The following is a 20,257-nucleotide window of genomic DNA, read 5'->3' as shown; positions in this document are numbered from 1 at the left end:
TGTTATAATATCTATTCTTTTAATAAATCTTTTACTCATATCGAAGTGCTTCGACCGGATTTCTGGTTGCAGCTTTCCAGGATTGAAATGAAACGGTCAGTAATGCAATTCCCAACGCCAGCAAACCAGACAGGGCAAATATCCACCAACTGAGCGTGGTTTTGTAGGCAAAGCTTTCGAGCCATTTATTCATGGCGTACCAGGCAATTGGTGTGGCAATAACAAAAGCAATGGTGACCCATGTCACAAAATCTTTGTTGAGCATGACCAGTACTTCTGAAACTTTGGCTCCGTTGACTTTTCTTATGCCTATTTCTTTAGTTCGTTGAATCGTTGTAAATGATACCAGACCAAACAATCCTAAACATGCGATGACAATAGCCACAAATAAAAACGAAGTGATAATTTGGCTGAATTGCCGGTCTTGCTCATAGAGTTCTTCGTATTTCTTGTCTAAAAAATGATATTCAAAAGGAACATCTGGTGAAAATTCGTTCCACACCTTGCTTATGTATTTCATGGTTTCGGGAACATTGTTTCCACTGATTTTTATATTTGCTGTACCTATTGATCCGGGATGATAATAGAGCATAAACGGATCCAGCTTGTGGTGGAACGACTGGAAATAGAAATCTTTAATTACGCCGACCACTTTGGCGACCCGGTCGTACATAAAAACTTCCGTGCCAATAACGTTACTGCTATCCAATCCAAAAGCCTTTACAGCAGATTCACTCAGTATTACTGTTTGATATCTGTCTGTACTCATGTCCCACGAAAAATTTCTGCCCTGAACAAGTTCCAGCCCCATTGTTTCAATAAAATCCGGATCAGCAGGCAATTCCTGAAAATATCTGCTGGTACCGTTTATATCGCGCGTGAGTGTTACACAGTACTGACCAAGCTCGCATTGCGACCCGCTTACACTTTTAATATTGGGGTTCTTCAATAATTTCTGTTTGAATTCATTGTAAGGTCGATACAGATTTTTATTCAGTTGGGCGTAAATGATTTGATGATTATCAAATCCCAGATCTTTATTATTCAGGAAGTTAATTTGTTTTGCAATGACAAATACGCTGATTATTAGAGCAATGGAAATAGTAAATTGAAAAATAACCAGTGATTGCCGGGTAAAGTTCCGGTCCTTTTTTGTAAGAGAAACCTTTGTTGTATTCGCTGAAATATTTGAGGTAAGTTTTAAAGCCGGGTATAATCCTGCAATAATTCCAACAATTACAGACGAGAGTATCAGAATGAAAATAACACCAGGGTGTTTGATGTAATTCAGTGCGAAATTGATATGCAACATTCCGCTAATCAATGGTTTGCCTGCCATAATAAAAAGCAAGGCAACTAATAATGCAGCAAATGAATACAAAACCGACTCTATCAGAATATATGATACAAGCTTGTATCGGCTGGCTCCATTAATCTTTCTGATGAACAACCCTTGATATACAGAAAACAGTTTTGCGATAGACAGATTGATGTAGTTGACTATGGCAATAAGTATTATTAACAGGCCAATAATTGAAATATAGCCTACCAACTGCTTCCTGCTGTTATTATAGAAATGTAGATCGGTTATTTTTATCAATCCCAGTTTTCTCTTGGCTGCCTCCGGACTTTTAGGATCAAGTTCATAAACTATTTGCTCGACTTTAGTTCCGAATTCTGCAAGTTTGCTTACAAAAGTATTTTCATTTGTCCCCTCTTTTAAAAGGAGATACATGTTGCAATAACCGTCACGCCAATTTTCATCAGGCATCATTCCATTGGGTTTAATAGTATTTAAAGTGGCAAATGGAATTATGGCATCAAATTTCAGGCTTGAATTTGAAGGAAAATCAGCCACAACAGACTTAACCGATAACGTCAATTCTTTAGAAGGAAAAGTTGCTACATAGTGAATTGTTTTTCCTTCAACATCAGTTTTTCCAAAAATCTTTAATGCCAGCTCCTTTGTGAGAACTATGCTATTGGGCGCATCCAGTGCCGTTTTTAGGTTACCACATATCGTGTTGCATGTAAAAATATCGCCAAAATCGCTGTTGGTGTATAATACATTTTTCACTTTGATGGCATCATTGTCGTCGATGTTGTTCATATATCCTTCGGCATCGTTTGACGTACGCACTATTTTTTCTATTTCAGGAAATTCATTTTTTACAGAATTAAACATTGGCGGTACTATTGAAAAGTTTTCTCCCTGGCTCACTTTGTAAATTCTGTCATTATTTTTATTAAATCCGTCATAACCCAGTTCGTAACTTACCCATATCGAAGTGAGTATGACACAAATGATTCCAACGGCTAATCCTAAAAGATTAATGATGGAAAACACGGGGTTTTTGGCGATACTCCTTAATGATGTTCTAATATGCTTCGAAACCATTTTAGTGCGTTTTATTATTTCTGATGTGACTTTGATTAATTAATATTTACAGTTATCTGATCATTATTTTATTCATATCTTAATGCTTCAATCCCGGTTGTTTGTTTTGTGTCCCGATATGTTTTGCAATCGGGATTACAAACAATACATCGCGATCTCCGCAATTCTCATTACTCATAACTCAGCGCCTCAACAGGATTTCTCGTGGCAGCTTTCCAACTCTGCCAGCTTACAGTCAATAATGCAATTCCTAACGCCAACGCTCCTGCCAGAGCAAATATCCACCAGCTTAAAGTGGTTTTGTAAGCAAAGTTCTCCAGCCATTGATTTGCGGCGTACCATGAAATAGGAGAGGCAATGATAAAAGCAACGAGGACCCATTTCACAAAATCCCTGTTGAGCATAGCCATCACCTCACCAATTTTAGCTCCATTTATTTTACGAATTCCAATTTCTTTTTTGCGTGTATTAACTGTCAATAATGTTAATCCGAACAGGCCTAAAGAAGAAATAATAATCGCGATGATCGCCGTATATCCAATGATCTGACTCCACTGTTCTTCTGACTGATAGCGATTATTTAACTGGTCATCCCAGAATTTAAGATCCAGTTCTTTTTCGGGAATGATTTCTTTCCAGGTTTTCCGAATATAAGGGAGCAACGAAGCCAACTGTTGTGGCTGATACTTTAATAACATAAAATTGCCCCGATATCCATTAGAAGTTGGCTGTCGTAAAATAAGTGGCATAATCCCTTCAGCCATCGAATCGTAGTGAAAATCTTTGACCACCCCGATGATTTGGTACCGGGTTCCACTCATGTTGATGGTATTACCAATAGGATTTTCCTTCTTGTCAAGGGCTGCCAGAAGTTTTTCATTGACGATAGCTAATTTGTCATTGGCATTTGATTCCCTGAAGTTTTCCCCTTCAATTAGCTTTAATCCCAGTGTTGGGATATAGTCGTTGTCAACATTCAATATTCTTGTATCCACCCAATCACCATTGTCTTTAATAACAGCATTTGATGATCTTCCCCCTGTATAGTTTCGGTCGGTTACGGTTAGATTGACTATTGCCGGATTACTTTTTAACCTTTCCCGTAAGGTGAGTTTTTCGTTTTTTGTTAAATGGTAAATCCGAAGATCCATTATATTTTTCGTGGAGAAACCAAGATCCTTGTACTTCATGTAATTAATCTGGCGTACAACTGAAATAGTAAGGATAATCAAAAGAATGGAAAGGCCATATTGTAGTACGACGAATAGTCGGGTAGCTCCACTGCTTTTTCCCAACCTCAGTTTCTTTGATGAAAGTAGGTTAGGCTGAATGTTGACCAACTTGAGCACGGGCAGAATGCTGGTTGAAAAAGCAATAAGAAGCAGACAGCCTACAACGAAAAGCATAACTTTAGGTATGTTAATCAGGCTGGTGTAGATTTCACCAGGGGCCAGGTCTTTAAATGTAGGGAGGAATAATATACAAAGGACGGCGCCTAAAACAAATGCAACGAAGGCCAGGATAGAATTTTCCGTAAAAAAAATGGTGAAGATATTTGTCTTCCTGGCGCCAAGGGTATTCCGGATGCCAACCTCACCAGCCTTTTTAAATGCTTGTCCAAGCGAAAGCATAACGAAATTAATACATGCAATAATCAGGATAAGCAACCCAACAACAGAAAGTATGTACAAGCTGGTTTTATTATTGTTGGTTTCATAATCTGATTGAACCTTATCAAGGTGGGTATTTTTTAACGAAATCATAAATGGTTGAAAAGCTTCTGACCCGGATAATGCTTTATTGTTTACAAGACGTTCAATTAAATCCTGATAATAGGTTTTGATAACCGAACTGATTTGTGCTTCTGTGGTGGCAATATTTTCGCTCCCGATTGTTTGATAAAAGATGGATGAATTGCCAAGTATATTATTTGACCTTGAAAATTTAGGATCATATTTATAAGAGATCAAGGCATTGAATTGAAGGGTGGAATTCTTTGGCAGATTTTTCAATATTCCTGAAATAACAAATAGTTGATCTCCTGAACTCATGAAAGAAACCGTTTTCCCCAATAGTTCTTCAACATTACAGTTATCAATGGAACTTAATTTTTCGGCGAGATTCTCTGTAATAACAACTTCATCGGGATTTTTCAAGAATCGATCAGGATCTCCGTAAAGAACCCTGAAACTGAACATTTTGAAAAAATCAGGTTCGGTGAGACACAAGGTTTCTTCCAGCTTTTGATGTTCAAAACTCATCGTTTGTTTTTGTGCGCTGCGAAAAGCAGTACTATGTCTTATCCCGGGAACTTCTTCTTTCATAACCTGTGACAGATCCGGATTCAAAAGAGTAGATTCATTTTCAGTCCCGTTGGTCCACTTCACCGAATAATTTACCCGGTATATATTGTCCGCGTTAACGTGAAAGTTATTATAGCATAGCTCCTGCGTTACATAAAGAAAAATTAGCAACAAACATGCAAATGCAACAGATAACCCGGTAATTGTAATAACCGAATTAACCTTGTTTTTTAAGATGTTTCGAAATGCGTACGTTATGTTTTTATTCATGGCTTAATATGTTTTTTATTCATACCTGAGTGCCTCAATCCCGACGCTTTGATCGGGATCTCCGCACTTCTCACTACTCATATCGAAGTGCTTCGACAGGATTTCTTGTAGCTGCTCTCCAGCTCTGCACCCCTAAATCCCCCAAGGGGGACTTTAATGTTATTAAGTTATTGTTGCTATTATTCATATCTCAGACTATCTACGGGGTTTTTAGTTGCAGCTTTCCAGGATTGAAAGGATACCGTTAGCAATGCAATTCCCAAAGCCAGCAAACCGGGCAGGGCAAAAATCCACCAACTCAGGTTGGTTCTGTAAGCAAAGTTTTCGAGCCATTTGTTCATGGCATAGTATGCAATTGGCGTTGCAATCACAAAAGCAATCAGCACCCATTTGATAAAGTCGCGATTGAGCATGGCTAATATCTCAGCAACTCTGGCACCACTAACTTTGCGAATACCAACTTCCTTCTTACGCTGTTCAATTAAAAATGAAGAAAGGGCAAACAGTCCCAAACTGGCAACAATAATTGCGAGCAGCGCAAACGTGCTAAAAATATGCCCGGTGCGTTGCACACTAGAGTACGTGCGGTTAAAGTCATCATCGAGAAAGGTATACCTTATAGGTTGATTCGGACAAAATTCATCCCAAACTTTTGTTATCGACTTTATGGCTCCTGGGATGTTGTTGGCGCCTACTTTAATCGATACAATGTCAGGACTACTACCCAACGAAAGACACATACCTCCTATTTTTTCTTTTAGCGATTCAAAGTGAAAGTCCTCAACGACGCCGATAACAGTCCAAATTTTACCTCCATTTGTAATCCTTTTCCCGACAGGATCGTCTAGCTGTAATTGTTTCGCCATGGTTTGATTGATAATGGCATTGTTTGAACCGGTTGACATCTCACCCGAAAAATCGTTTCCAACACTGATATGCATTCCCATCGTTTTTATATAATCTTTGTCAACCGTCCAGTTTTGAGCAGCAGAAAAGCCCTTTTTCCAGCTTTTCCCTTCGTTTACAAAACCACTTCCATTTCTTTTGGCTCCTGCAATTGGCAGGTAATCGCCAACAGAAACATTTTTTACTTCGGGCAGTTTCAGTAATTCGTTTTTTAAAGTTGTAATATTTTCACTTATGGTTTGTGTTTCATGCAGAAGCAGTACCTGCTCTTTGTTAAAACCTACTTTTTTATTAAGCATAAATTTCACCTGCTGACCAATAACGAATGTCCCTGAAATAAGTATAATTGATACGATGTACTGAAAGGTTACCAATGCATTACGCAACCGGGAGTTTTTGCTACCCGTGCTTAGATTTCCTTTCAATACATCAACCGGCCTAAAAGAGGAGAGGTAAAACGAAGGATATAAACCGGTAATAAACCCCACAATCACCGAAGCCAGAAGAAGAGAAGGAAGTATCAGCCACCAGGAATTCCATGGAATTGAAAGAGACTTATCTGATAAAACATTGAACCAGGGTAAAAACACAAACGCCAGTAATATTCCCAAAATAAAGGACAGAAAGCTGACAAAAAATGATTCGGTGATAAACTGTTGGATAAGATTTTGTCTGCTCGATCCAATCGTTTTTCGAAGTCCGACTTCTTTTGCCCTATTTGCAACCTTAGCAGTTGACAGATTAATAAAATTGATGCTGGCAATCGCCAGGATGAAAGCTGCAATAATCCCAAATATCCATACAAAACGAATATCTCCATGAACCAAATCATCATCAATACCCTGAGATTTCAAGTGGATGTCCCGAACAGGTTGTAAATAATAGGAGTACCTTTCTAAAAGTTCATTGGCATTTTTATTTCCTGCTTCAAGCTCTCTTGGAATGAAATAGTTTTTTGTAATCGCAGAAAGCTTTTTTTCGAACTGGGCGGCATCTGTTCCCGGGCTTAGTTTTATGTAGGTATGATAATTATTGGCATTCCACTCCGTTTGTTCTCCGTCCCAGAATTCCACTCCCTTTAAGGATATAAGAAAATCATATTGAAAATGAGACTTCTCTGGAAAATCCATAACACCTCCAATACGATATGGCTTTGACACTTCATTATTAATGATCATTGTTTTGCCAACAGGATTCTCGTTTGGAAAATATTTTTCTGCCTTCTGCTTTGAGATCATGATGGAATTGGGTTCAGCAAGTGCATGCTCCAATTCTCCATAAACCATCGGCACATCAAAAACCTCCAACAGCCCCTGATCGGCATAAGCAAAACCTTCTTCGTATGAATTTTGATTCCGGTCGGTTCTTCTTATTTCATTACTGCCGGCTCCCAAAAGCACTTGTCGATTAATGCGCCCAGCAGCCTCTACTTCGGGAAAATCCTGTTTCAAAGCATTGGCAAAAGGTGCTGGGAGACAAACTTTTCTGTCCCCGCCTTTATGCCATGAAGCAACAATCCGGTATACCCTGCTGGCATCAGGAATTTGTTTGTCGTAGCTAAGTTCATCGATGATATAAAGAGAAATCAGTAAACAAGCTGCAATTCCAAACGCAAAACCCCCGATTTTTATCAGAGAGTACATTTTTTGGTGGAGCAACTCGCGGCAGATGATTTTTAAATTTTTCAATATCATGATAACTACTTTTATTTTCTTTTATTCATACCTCAACGCTTCCACCGGGTTTCTTGTAGCTGCCCGCCAGCTTTGCCAGCTTACGGTCAACAATGCAATTCCCAAGGCCAGTAAACCGGCCAGGGCAAATATCCACCAGCTCAGGTCGGTTTTGTAGGCAAAATTCTCGAGCCATTTATTCATAGCATACCAGGCAATGGGTGTGGCAGCAACAAAAGCAATCAGCACCCATTTTACAAAGTCTTTGTTGAGCATGGTCAGTATTTCGGTTATTTTGGCGCCATTCACTTTTCGAACACCTATTTCTTTCTTTTTCTCATCCATTTTTAAATAGGTGATTCCAAGTAATCCTATTACAGATATAAATAAAGCTATAAAGGCAGATACTGGTACTGTTCTTCTTAGCACTAATTCTTTTTTGTAAAGGGCAGAGATTTTATCATTTAAGAAGGAATAATCAAAATAGGTGTCGCCATAAACTTCGTTCCATTTTTGCTGAATAGTTTCAATTGTGTGTTTATTGGTATGATTCATCTTAATCAGAATAGTACTTGCACCAAGGGAATTGGATCTGTCGATGCCTGTATATATACATAATGGCTCGATTGACCTGTGGAGCGATCTGAAGTTAAAATCTTTTACCACCCCAATCACTTTATAAGTTTCACCTGATGAGCGGGTAAATACTGAGCCAATTGGATGATTTTCAATGCCGTATAGTTTTGCTGCTTTTTCATTTAATAAAATAGAATTTGCAGATGTTTTTTTAGAGAAAAATTCACCTTCAACCAATTTTAAGTTAAGAACATGATTCATTTCTGAATCGCAGTTATAGTATTGTGGGGAATATGAAAAACCATCCGGAGAATCTTCTAGCTCCAGGTCTTTTGTGGGCAGGGCAGTTCCCGGATATGCATTCGCGACCGAGACTGCTTTAATTCCGGGAAGTTTTCTTAATTGATCTGCCAATACGAACGCTTTTGCCCTGTCTCTGTTTGTTCGGTGAATAATCATCACATTTTCTTTATCAAATCCTAAATAATGTGTTGTGATTAAATCAACCTGATTATTAATTACGATAAAAAATATCAATATAATTATCGCGACCATAAACTGAAACCCAACGAACAGTCTGTTTCCTAATATCCTATGCTCCTTAATGTTTACAGTACTTTTTAATATTGAATATGGTATTCTCTTTATATTTAAATAGGTCGGTAGGAATCCGCATATGAATGCAATTAACATTCCGCCAATCAGCAATAAAAGATACAACTCCAAGCCTATGCTGCTATTACCATACTTAAATGTTTCATTAATACCAGTAGAAAAAACTTTATAAATTATTAATGCTATTATAGCTGAAACAGAATAAACTAAAAACGACTCGATAAAAGACTGAAAAGAAATTACGAATTTATTTGATCCGCAAATTTTCTTAATCCCAACAGAAACACTTCTTCTTCGAAATGCACTAACATTGAAATTGATAAAATTGAAGCATGCAATAAACACCAATAAAGCTGAAATCAGTGAAATCAAGATTACATTACTAATATTGGCCTGTTCTTCAAAACCGGCAATATGGCTTGCATACAAATGAATTTTTGAAACAGGCATTAGTTTCAGATTGATTGAATTACCCCTGCTAAACCATTCCTGAACATCCAACTGGTAAGCTTTTTCAACAAATGGAGCGAGTCTGTTGGTGATAAAAGATTGCATTTTGTGCTCGAAATTTTGTGAGTTTACACCCTTTCTCAGCTTTATATACGTGGTATACATGTATCCATCCAGATCATATTTATCACGATTGCTGGTAATTGTAGAAAGCGATCCTATCAAATCAAACTGTAAATGTGAATTTTCAGGATAATCTTTAAAAACGGCTTTTACTTCATATTCCTTACTGTTTATTTTAAGTGTCTTACCTAACGGATCTTCATTTGCAAAATACTTGAATGCACATTTCTGACTAATACAAACCTGATTAGGAGATTGGAGTATGGATTGTTTAAATCCATTTAGAAAGTCAACATTAAACAAACTGAAAAAATCAGGATCGACAAGCAAAAGATCATCTTTAAATTCTTCTCCATCAACTTTTTTTACAATACTCTCCTCATATTTACATGTTCTGGCCATGGTCTCCACGTCAGGATAATCTTCAGCCAGATATGTACCTAGCCCATATGGAGTTTGAATATATTGATCCCTTACACCTTCATCGGTTTCATCAATATACACGTTATAGATTCCTTGATAATTATCGTGAAACCGGTCAAAAGATAATTCATGCCTTATATGAGAAAAAATGAATAACAGGGATGACAAAGCCAGTGTCAGTCCAATGATATTGAATACTGATACTACTTTATTTTTAAGTAAGCTTCGAAAGGAGTATTTTAAGATAGATTTAAACATAATCCATTTAGTTTTGAGTTATTCATATCTCAATGCCTCAACCGGATTCCTGGTTGCAGCCCGCCAGCTTTGCCAGCTCACAGTCAGCAAAGCAATTCCCAATGCTAATATTCCGGCCAACGCAAAGATCCACCAACTCAGGTTGGTTTTATAAGCAAAACTTTCGAGCCATTTGTGCATGGCGTACCAGGCGACGGGTATGGCAATAATAAATGCAATAGCCACCCATTTTAAAAAATCAGTATTTAGCATATTCATCACCTCCAAAATTTTAGCACCGTTTACTTTTCGGATGCCGATTTCCTTAGTTCGTTTTTCACAACTAAAAGAAATTAAGCCCCAAAGCCCCATACACGAAATAACAATTGCAATAGCAGCCAGAAAAGCGAATATTGTTTTAACACGTCTATCGTTTTCATAAAGCTTTGCATACGTCGAGTCCAAAAAGTAATATTCAAATGGAGCTTCGGGATAGAACGATTTAATGGTGTTTCTAACCTCTCCCATTAGCTGGCTAACTCCAATTTTCGTATCGTCGTATTTTAGAAAGACATAGCTGGGTTTTCCTGAGTAAATATAAAATTCAGGTTGTATTTTTTCGTTGACAGATTTAAAATTGGCATTGTCGGTTACGCCTATTATTTTAAATTCGCGGTCCATGGTTTTCAGTGTCATTCCTATAGGGCTCCTCCCGATTCGCCCTTCTGCTTGTTTGTTAATAATAATAGCCATTTCCTTATCACTTTCAATTTCATCTGAAAAATTTCTTCCCTCCAGCATCTTTAACTTCAGGAGCGGGATAAAATCATTGTCGACTTGATTTAGCGAAAAAATTGCAGGGTTATTTTTGTCTCTACCCTGCCAATCAACCTCCGCTGTGAACAATACAGTTGATGAAAAATAATTTTTCCCGGCAACCGACGTAATTCCCGGCAACTGTAAAAGCTTTTCTTTCAACGCCTGGTATTTTGTACTGCCTCCTGTTTTCAGCGGCAGGTAAACAATTTTTTGTTTGTCGAATCCGAGGTTAACATTCTGGATAAAATTTAATTGTTTTGAACTGATAATGGTTGCAGCTATTAAAATAATAGATATTGAGAACTGGGCAACGACCAATCCATTTCGTAAAAAACTACTACGAAAGAGCAAAACATTCTTTTTGAGGACATTTACAGGCGTGAAAGAAGCAAGATAAAATGCGGGATAAATGCCTGAAAGAATGGTTGTGAGAATTATAATTGAACCCAAAACAGCAATGTGAGCAAGATTTAGAAAATCAAACGAAAGGCTCTTTCCTGAGAAACTATTGATGGCCGGAAGAATAAGATACAGAACCAGTAACGCAATGACCGTCGCGAGAGAAGTAACAACTAAAGATTTTTTTATAATGGTAAAAATCAGTCCCGATTTTTCTGCTCCTAATATTTTTTTGAGGCCATAAATCTTTAAATCATTTTCCGAAACGGCAGTTGAAAGATTTATAAAGTTGATACAAGCCAGCAGTAAAATAAATAAGCCGATAAAAGTGAATATATACACGTAACGTTTATCGCCAAGCCTTGTATAATCTTCGTCGGCAATGTTTTTCTGAAAATGGATTTCTCTCAGTGGCTGAATTAGTAACCGGTACTGGCTCTCTTTGTCAATGTTGTCGGGGATAAAGGTGTGTATCTTTGAAGCAAGCTGGTCGGGGTTTACATTTTTTGCAACCTCAATATAAGTATACAAACACTGGTTATTCCAGTTTCCCTTTTGCCTATGAAATATATCGTTCCCAAGTTCTTCGGGAATCGCAAGGTCGAAACTGATATGAGAATTATAATCGATGTCTTTTATTACAGCTACTATTTTTACCGCGTGCCTGTTTATCTCAATGTATTTTTCAAGCGGGTCCTCTTCTCCAAAATATTTTTTTGCAGCTTTTTCAGAGACTATCGCAACTTCTTTCTTCGATTTGAAACTCCGGGGGGAACCTTCGATAAACGGAAAAGAAAACATGTCAAAAAAGTCGCTGCTAACCATAGCCATTCCCTCTTCATTCAAATAATTATCTCCGGCTTTAACAACTACGCGCCAGTCCATTTCAAAGTTTGCTGCTTTTTCTACTTCGGGGAGTTTGTTTTTTAAAGCCTCGGCAAGCGGGGGCATTGTGGTTGCCGAATTAGAAAAACCATCCATGTGCGATTCTTCGGCAAGTATCCTGTATATTTGGTCTGCATTTTTGTTAAACGTATCAAATGACAATTCATCTTGTACCCAAAGCATGGCGACCAACACACTCAAAATTCCCAAAGACAATCCGAGGATATTTATGATATTATAGTTTTTATTATTAAGAAAACTACGCCAAAGTTTATAAATATTATTTTTCATGATAGTGGGTTTTCAATAAAAACAAATTTCATTCGTACCTCAATGCCTCCACCGGATTCCTGGTTGCTGCTTTCCAGCTTTGCCAGCTCACAGTCAGCAAAGCAATTCCCAATGCCAAAATTCCGGCGAGTGCAAAGATCCACCAACTCAATGTGGTTTTATAGGCGAAATTTTCGAGCCATTTGTTCATGGCGTAGTATGCAACCGGTGTGGCGATAACAAAAGCAATGATTACCCACTTTACAAAGTCTTTGTTGAGCATAGTCAATATCTCGGAGATTTTGGCGCCGTTAATTTTGCGGATACCGATTTCTTTGATTTTATTTTCAATTGAAATTGCAGCTTGTCCGAAAAGTCCTAAACAGGCGATAAACACGGCCAGCATCGTAAAGAAATTCAGAATTCCGGCAATCTGATTATCCTTTTTGTATAATACTTCATAGTCTTGATTAAGAAAATGATACTCAAATGGTATCCCGGGATTGTTTTCGATCCAGATGTTTTTAACATATTCAATTGTTGTCGGAATATTACTGCTAATTTTGAAAAACAGTGCGCTGAAATAATATTCTGATGCATCATTGTTAAACAAATGAAAGACCTGAGGATTTACTTTTTGATGAAGCGACTTAAAATAAGTATCCTTAATCACACCTACAATTATTCCTGCATTTCCGTAAAGTGAAAATTCAGCGCCTATAGGATTTTCCAATCCCATTAACCGAACAGCCTCTTCGTTTACTATATAATTTTGTTTGTCACTGGAGATTTCTTCTGAAAAATTACGCCCGGCAGCAAATTTAATATCCATCATCTCCATATAGTTGTCATCAATTTGGGTTGTTTCCATGCCCACCGGATGCGGGGTATTTTGGTTTTGCCATTCTCCGTTTTGTTTCCATGAAATACCAACAGTTCCGTTCACCTGCTCGAAAGGAGGACAATCTTTTAAACTGATTTCGGAAATATTTGGATTCTCAGCCAACAACTGTTTGAACACCGGAATCTTTTCATTTATTTTACCCCTTAAATAAGTGTATGCAATTTGGTCGGTTTCGAATCCCAGTTTTTTATGGTTGATATACTGCATCTGTTTGTTTACAACAATGGCTGCTATAATTAGCAAAACAGCGATAACATTCTGGAATACCACCATACTTTTCAAAATACCGGATTTTTGCTTATTGTAACGGTTCATCAATTCGACCGCTTTTACGCCTGAAAACAGAACTGCAGGATAAACGGTGCAAAGTATCAGTGTAAAAAGCAGAATGATCGCTATAGTTCCTTCTAATTCAGCATTAAATATATGTTCTCCAAAAGTCTTTCCAATCATTGCCTGAAAGGGCTGGCGAATGAATTTCAAAACTGCTAATGCTAATATAAACGAAACAATTATCAGCACGGCATTTTCAAAAATATGACTTAGAAAAACTGTTTTACGACTCGCGCCACAGATTTTTGCAACCGAAGTATCTTTCTGTCTTTTTGCATATAATGAAACGGTAAGATTCACGAAGTTTATGCAGGCAAGTACCAAGATTAGTAAAGCAACTGAACCAAAAATATATAAATAGCGATAGTCTCCTGTTTCTCCCAAACGGTTATTAACTGTATAGTCGAGATAGATACTTCCTAATGGTCGAAGTTTAGCAGAAATTTCACCCGATTGCAGTTGAGGCATTCCATTTGACTTTGCGACACTTGTAATTTCTTGTTCAGCAATTGCCGGATCGCTACCCTGAGTTAACAAAATATAAGTACGAAAGTTAGGATCTCCCCATCCTAATCCGCAGAAACGTTCCTGCTCCACCAGCTTTTGTGATAGTACAAAATCGAATTGAATATGAGACTGTGCCGGTAAGTCTTTAATAACTGCCTTTACGGTTACAAACTTTTTTCCTTCAACCTGAATCTCTTTTTCCAATGGGTCCTCATCTCCAAAATAGCGCCTGGCAAACGACTCGGTTATAACGATTCCATTGATCTGATCCAATGCTTTAACGGCGTCGCCATATAATGTCTGGAAGCTAAACATTTGAAATAGCTGAGGATCTGCAGTAATCCCTTTACCCTCGAAATACATATTTTCTTTGTACTTGAACGCAAATTCAGGTGAGTTCCTTAGCCGGGTAGCCAGTTTAATGTTTGAAATCTTGTCTTCAATTACCGGCGCAAGTGGATTGGGTGTTCCTGCCATCGACATCTCACCTTCCTGATTTTTGAAATTAATCTGGTAGATATCGGCATAGTTTGTATTAAACTTGTCGTAGCCTGTTTCGTTGAATATCCAGATAAGTATAATAAAAACAGACACTAAGCCAATTGTTAGCCCTAAGAGATTGAGTATTGTATATAATCTCTGTCTTAATAAACGTCGGATGATAATTTTTAAGTTTTGCATTTTCAGTTAGTTTATCTATTCATATCGAAGTGCTTCGATAGGATTTCTCGTAGCTGCTTTCCAAATCTGCACCCCTACCCCGAAGCTTCGGGGCCCCTAAAGGGGACTTTAACGTCAATTTTTTATTGTTGCTTTTATTCATATCTCAGACTTTCTACGGGATTTTTAGTTGCAGCCTTCCAGGATTGAAACGAAACTGTCAGTAACGCTATGCCCAATGCCAGAAAACCGGATAGGGCAAATATCCACCAACTTAGGTTTGTTTTATAGGCAAAGTTTTCAAGCCATTTGTGGATAAAATACCACGCTATTGGACTTGCAATAACAAATGCCAGTGTTACCCATAGCAATAGGTCTTTGTTCAGGAGGATCATTATTTCAGAAATTTTGGCACCGTTTACTTTTCTCACCCCGATTTCTTTGGTCCGGTTCAGGCTAATAAGGAAAATCTGGCCCAGAATTCCCATACAGGTTAGGATAATGGCCACCAGAGAAAAAAACGTTACAGATTGGGCCAGTTTATCATCTTTTTTATACATCGCTTCAAACTGTAGATCGTAAAATGAAAATTCTATTGGAACGTCCTTTAAAAGCGTTTTCCAAACTTGCTTAATCTGTGCCATTTGCTGGCCTGTATTTCCCGGGGTCAGTCTTAACGAGAGCGAACCGAATCTGTAATCCGGGTCGTAAATTAACATTAGGGGTTGAACTGCAGCGTAAAGCGATGCCACATTAAAATTATCAACAACACCGACGACATCATACCCATCGCTATGGTTGAATTTTTTATTCTCAATTCTTTCCCAACCATAAGCTTTTATGGCGGCTTCGTTCATTATACAGGCTTTCTGTTTGTCACCAGTGAGGAAGTTTCTGCCTTCCTTTAAATGGATATCCATCGTTTGAAGAAAGTCGTCGGAAACGTGGACGCAATTCATTATAAATGGTTTTTGGTCATCCCCACTTCCCATTCTGAGTTTTATCCAGCCCGGATGCCCGTCACTCAGGGTGGCATCGGTAACAAACGGGAGCTTTATCATTGATTCCCGAATCAAATCCTGATGTTCGTATTGGTAGGGTAATTCAAGCCTGACGAGGTGTTTTTCATTGAATCCCAGGTCGTAATTTTTTACATAATTTAGCTGCTTAAAGATCATTATCACGCCTGTTATCAATGCTATTGATACAGCTAACTGAAAGGTCAGCATAACCTGTTTTCCAAACATTTTTCCGGTTTTTTTGCGTGATCCGGATAAGAACTCGGTTATACTGAAACGGGAAATGACGTAAATGGGGGCAAGACTGTTTATGACCACAATACCTGTCAGTAAGCCCAGAAAAACAGGAATTATCTGTGAGAAGTTGATATCTGAAGGAAGTATTTCCCTGCCAAAAAATACTTTTGTATAAGGCATTAAAAGAATGGTAAACAATAAGGCCAATGCCAATGAAATAATTATTCCCATAGAAACTTCAATCAGAGAGTCCAGCAAAAGTTCTTTCCGGCCTGCTCCGCTTGTTTTATTAATTCCAATCTCCCTGAACTTAGCATACTGAACCGAGATGGTATAATTCAGATAATTAATGCTTGACAGGATCAGGATCAGTATAGCAATGGAAAGAAATACGATCAGCATCCTGGAATTTCCTTTGCTGTGTGCATCTTTAGCGCTCAGAGGAGACAAATAGATGTCTGATAAATTCTGAAGAGTCAGGCTATCCGTATTGGCATTATAGTCATCGATAGTAGTATTTAAGGTTTGAGTAAATTCATCCGCATCAGCTGTTGGATTTAACTTAACAATCAGGTTGGTAGGATAGATACATTTTCCATCAGCACATTCCTGTGAAATTTGAAAAGCCTTATTTTCACAGTTCAGAAGTAGTTCGGCCTTAAAACTTGAATTCTCAGGTAAATCTTTTATAACAGCAGAAATCACACCGGTGAACCTTTCATGTTTTATGGTTCTTCCGAGTGGGTTCTGGTCTCCATACATTCTTTTAGCCACAGATTCTGAGATTGCCAACGAATTGATTGTATTAAAGGGCAGATCGGATGAGCGCTGCAATATATCGATGGAGAATATACTGAAAAAGCTGTTCGAAGTACTAATTATTTGATCCACACGTGTATATGCATTGCTTTCAGCATCCTGAATGGTAATAGGAAAGCCGGATGAATATTCCATTGGACATACGGCCTCCACCTGGGAATAATGTTGTGCCAGAGTAGGGTAAAGCTTATAGTCCAGATTAAACCTATTACGATTTACGTCGTATACGCGGTAGATGTTTTTATAGCCTGGAAAATTTGCGTTCACATTGTGTTCTGCATTGTAGTATAAACCGATCAGGATACAGGCGGTAAATCCAATGGAAAACCCACCAATGATCAATATGGAGTATAATTTGTTTTTCAGGAGATTTCTGAAGGCCAGTTTTATTTTAAAGCGTAACATAAGCTCTTCTTTTAAAATGTTGTTTTTTAAAACTCAAACAACGTGCCTTTTGCTTAAGTGGCATTATACCAGGTGTATACAAATTTAATAATAATCCGGAATGTCAAAATTATTAACAAAAGGTGTATGATTATTTGTCAAGTCAGGGTCTCCCTTTAAGAGAGGCCCTGACTATTTTTCCAATTTCTAAACTTTTGTCAGTTTTCGACCCCTACCCCTAAGCTTGGTGGCCCTGAAGGGGATTTATCTTATCTATGGTTCGCTTACTGCCTATTTGTAATTAAAAATCACTGTTGTCCTGTTAAAGCTTCAGAGATTCCTCGCTACACTCGGAATGACAGGCATTTGCTGGCTGTTGGGCTGGAGGATGGGTTGATTTGCGACAGATTCTCAAATCAACCCATCCTCCAGCCCCATGTGAGCCTAAAAGACTGTCATTCTGAGCGTAGTAAAATGAAGCGAAGAATCTTTAAGTTATAATGATTTTTAGCCTGACAACAATGATTAACAATCACGTTCTTCACAAATCCTGTTCAATACTCAATGCCATAAGCCCCTTTAGGGGTTTGGGGTAAAATCTCACTATTCGTATCGCAACGCCTCAACAGGATTTTTTGTTGCTGCCCGCATTGCCAGCCAGCCAATGGTAATGAGTGCAACCGTAAAAACGATGGCTCCCGAAAATATAAAAGGCCATATCCCGGGCGAAATGCGGTATGCAAAATTCTGTAACCATTGCTTCATGGCATAATATGCCAGTGGCCATGCAATGATATTAGCCACAAGAATCCATTTTAAATAGTTTCTGGAAAAAACTAAAATGATATTTGACATGGTGGCTCCCAAAACTTTATGGACACCTATTTCTTTAAAGTGCTGTTCAATGGAGAAGGCCGTAAGTCCATACAATCCAAGGCAGGCAATGAATATGGCCAGAAAGGAGAAGTATTTAAAGAGCGAACCCATACGAAATTCACTGATATAGCTGGAGTTTAGGTCCTGATCAAAGAAATAATACTCCATGGGTTCATTGGGATAAAATCTCCTCCAGGTCTCTTTTACAAATGTCATGCTTTGAGGCAATGAATTAGGTTTCAGTCTTATGGAAACAGATCTGAAATATATGCCTGCTTCTTTGCCTGAAGGAATGCGCATTACGGTTGGTTCAATGGCATGGTGCAATGAATTAAAGTTAAAATCATGTGTGATTCCAATAATTTTTCCCTTACGACCCCAGAATGTTATTTCAGTTCCCAAGGGATTTTCCAATCCCATTTGATGTACTGCAGTTTCATTTAATACATAAGCAGCTGTTTCATCCGACGGATGCTGGTCAGAAAAAAAGCGACCGGCTGCCATGTCAATCTTGTAGGTCGACTGAAAATCATTATCTACGTTCAGAACCCAAACACTGAATTTTCCCTCCTTCCCAGGCCAGTCTATTCCTTCTGTTTTTCCTAATGCGGCTGCATTGAGTGGTTCGGATCTGCATATGCTTTGAATTTTGGTATTCTGAAGCAACGTGTTTTTAAAAGCCTCATAGTTCTTCTGGATATCACCCTTAATTTTTATACACGCTATATTTTCTTTATCGAAACCAAGTTTTGCATTTTGTATAAATTTTAACTGGCTTAGCACAGTAATAGTGCTGATAATAATGATGATGGATAAAGTGAACTGAAAAATGATCAAAGCTTTTCGCAAACTCAGACTTTTGGTTCCTCCATCAAACTTGCCCTTTAATATTTTTACCGGCTGAAAAGAAGACATGAACACCGCAGGGTACAAACCAGAGATGATACCGGTAATTAAAACAGCAGAGACTATTGTGAGCAAAAAACCGGAGTTGGTTACACTTATGATCAGTGATTTGGCTGCAACACTGTTGAGTGTCGGCAACATCAGTTTTACCAGAATCAAAGCGATGCCCAATGCAACGAATGTAAGAATCAGTGTTTCTCCAAAGTATTGAATTACCAGGCGTTTGCGTCCGGCGCCTGCTACTTTCTTTATCCCGATCTCTTTCGCCCGCTTTAAGGAAAGTGCATTGGAAAGGTTGATATAATTCATGCAGGCCATTAATAAAATGATCGCTGCTATGATACTGAAAATGTACACGTATTTTATATCGCCTGTAGAATTAAAGAAACTAACATGTGAGGCGTGGAGGTGAATTTTCTTTAACGGAAGCAGAGAATAGCTCACTCCATCCTCCTTGTAATTCGCCTGCTTGTATGCAGTAATTTTGGAGGCCAGTTCGGTCTCACCTATCTTTCCCTGTACCTGAATATACGTTTCAGGAGACTGGTTTTTCCAGTTATCCCAATTTACGCCATACATTTTTATAAAATCGATTGGTATAAAGAATTCTCTCTTAAAATTGGTGTTTGCAGGAATATTCTTTAAAATCCCGCTTACACGCATCAAGCTCTTCTGACCCAAAAACGTTAATTCAATGCTTTTCCCCAATGGGTCCTGATCTCCAAAATATTTCTGACACATTCGTTGAGTCAGAATAATTGAATTCGGATCATCAAAAACATGTTCCGGGTCACCTTCGATAAACGGGAATGAGAAAATTTTAAAAAACTCAGGATCGATTAACGCAATGTGCTCCGAATATCCATTATTCTGATACTTTAACAAGGGTTTTAACGACTCAGGAAGAGGAGAATAAGAAGTAGCATTGATCACTTCCGGAAACTCACTTTTTGTGCCGGTAGCCAAGCGCTGTGATGTGGCGCCACTCAGGCCTTTATTATCTTTCCGGAATACAATATAAATCTGATCCGCATTTTTGTGAAATGTGTCGAAAGAAAGTTCATCCTGCACCCACATGCTGATGATCAGAAAGCAGGCCAGGCCAATAGCAAGCCCCAGAATATTGATCAGGGAATAACGCTTGTATTTCCATAAACTGCGTATCGTAATGATGAATTCATTTTTAAACATCTGATCAGGGTTTTATTATTGGTTAGTATTGATATGTTTTGTAAACCAAAAAGAATGCCCTTTATGTAATTGTC

The 20,257-nt window shown here is 38.2% G+C and carries 8 protein-coding genes; all 8 read right to left on the bottom strand.

The features are described from left to right. Positions 1-31 precede the first annotated feature (31 nt). Entirely contained in the window at positions 32-2,398 is a 2,367-nt protein-coding gene (locus ACE1ET_RS08265; RefSeq protein ID WP_375727911.1) for an ABC transporter permease, read from the bottom strand. Positions 2,399-2,568: 170 nt separating this feature from the next. Continuing rightward, a complete protein-coding gene (locus tag ACE1ET_RS08260; protein WP_375727910.1) occupies positions 2,569-4,971 on the bottom strand; it encodes an ABC transporter permease in 2,403 nt (800 codons plus the stop codon). Between the two features lie 179 nt (positions 4,972-5,150). Beyond that, entirely contained in the window at positions 5,151-7,520 is a 2,370-nt protein-coding gene (locus tag ACE1ET_RS08255) for an ABC transporter permease (protein WP_375727909.1), read from the bottom strand. 72 nt (positions 7,521-7,592) lie between these two features. Next, complete coding sequence (locus tag ACE1ET_RS08250; protein WP_375727908.1) at positions 7,593-9,995, bottom strand: ABC transporter permease; 2,403 nt, start codon at positions 9,993-9,995, stop codon at positions 7,593-7,595. Positions 9,996-10,013: 18 nt separating this feature from the next. Further along, entirely contained in the window at positions 10,014-12,368 is a 2,355-nt protein-coding gene (locus tag ACE1ET_RS08245) for an ABC transporter permease (protein WP_375727907.1), read from the bottom strand. Positions 12,369-12,396: 28 nt separating this feature from the next. Then, complete coding sequence (locus tag ACE1ET_RS08240; RefSeq protein WP_375727906.1) at positions 12,397-14,772, bottom strand: ABC transporter permease; 2,376 nt, start codon at positions 14,770-14,772, stop codon at positions 12,397-12,399. Between the two features lie 134 nt (positions 14,773-14,906). Beyond that, positions 14,907-17,231, bottom strand: a complete 2,325-nt coding sequence (locus tag ACE1ET_RS08235) for an ABC transporter permease (protein ID WP_375727905.1) — start codon at positions 17,229-17,231, stop codon at positions 14,907-14,909. 582 nt (positions 17,232-17,813) lie between these two features. Beyond that, positions 17,814-20,183 carry an ABC transporter permease gene (locus tag ACE1ET_RS08230; protein ID WP_375727904.1) on the bottom strand — a complete coding sequence of 790 codons (2,370 nt, stop codon included), beginning with the start codon at positions 20,181-20,183 and terminating at the stop codon, positions 17,814-17,816. Between the last annotated feature and the right edge of the window lie 74 nt (positions 20,184-20,257).

The organism is Quyinboa mangrovi (genome assembly GCF_042219825.1).
Taxonomy (GTDB): Bacteria; Bacteroidota; Bacteroidia; order Bacteroidales; family UBA5342; genus JBHJHP01.
The sequence above is the reverse complement of the archived record's forward strand: the minus strand, read 5'-3'. Positions and strand labels throughout refer to the sequence as shown.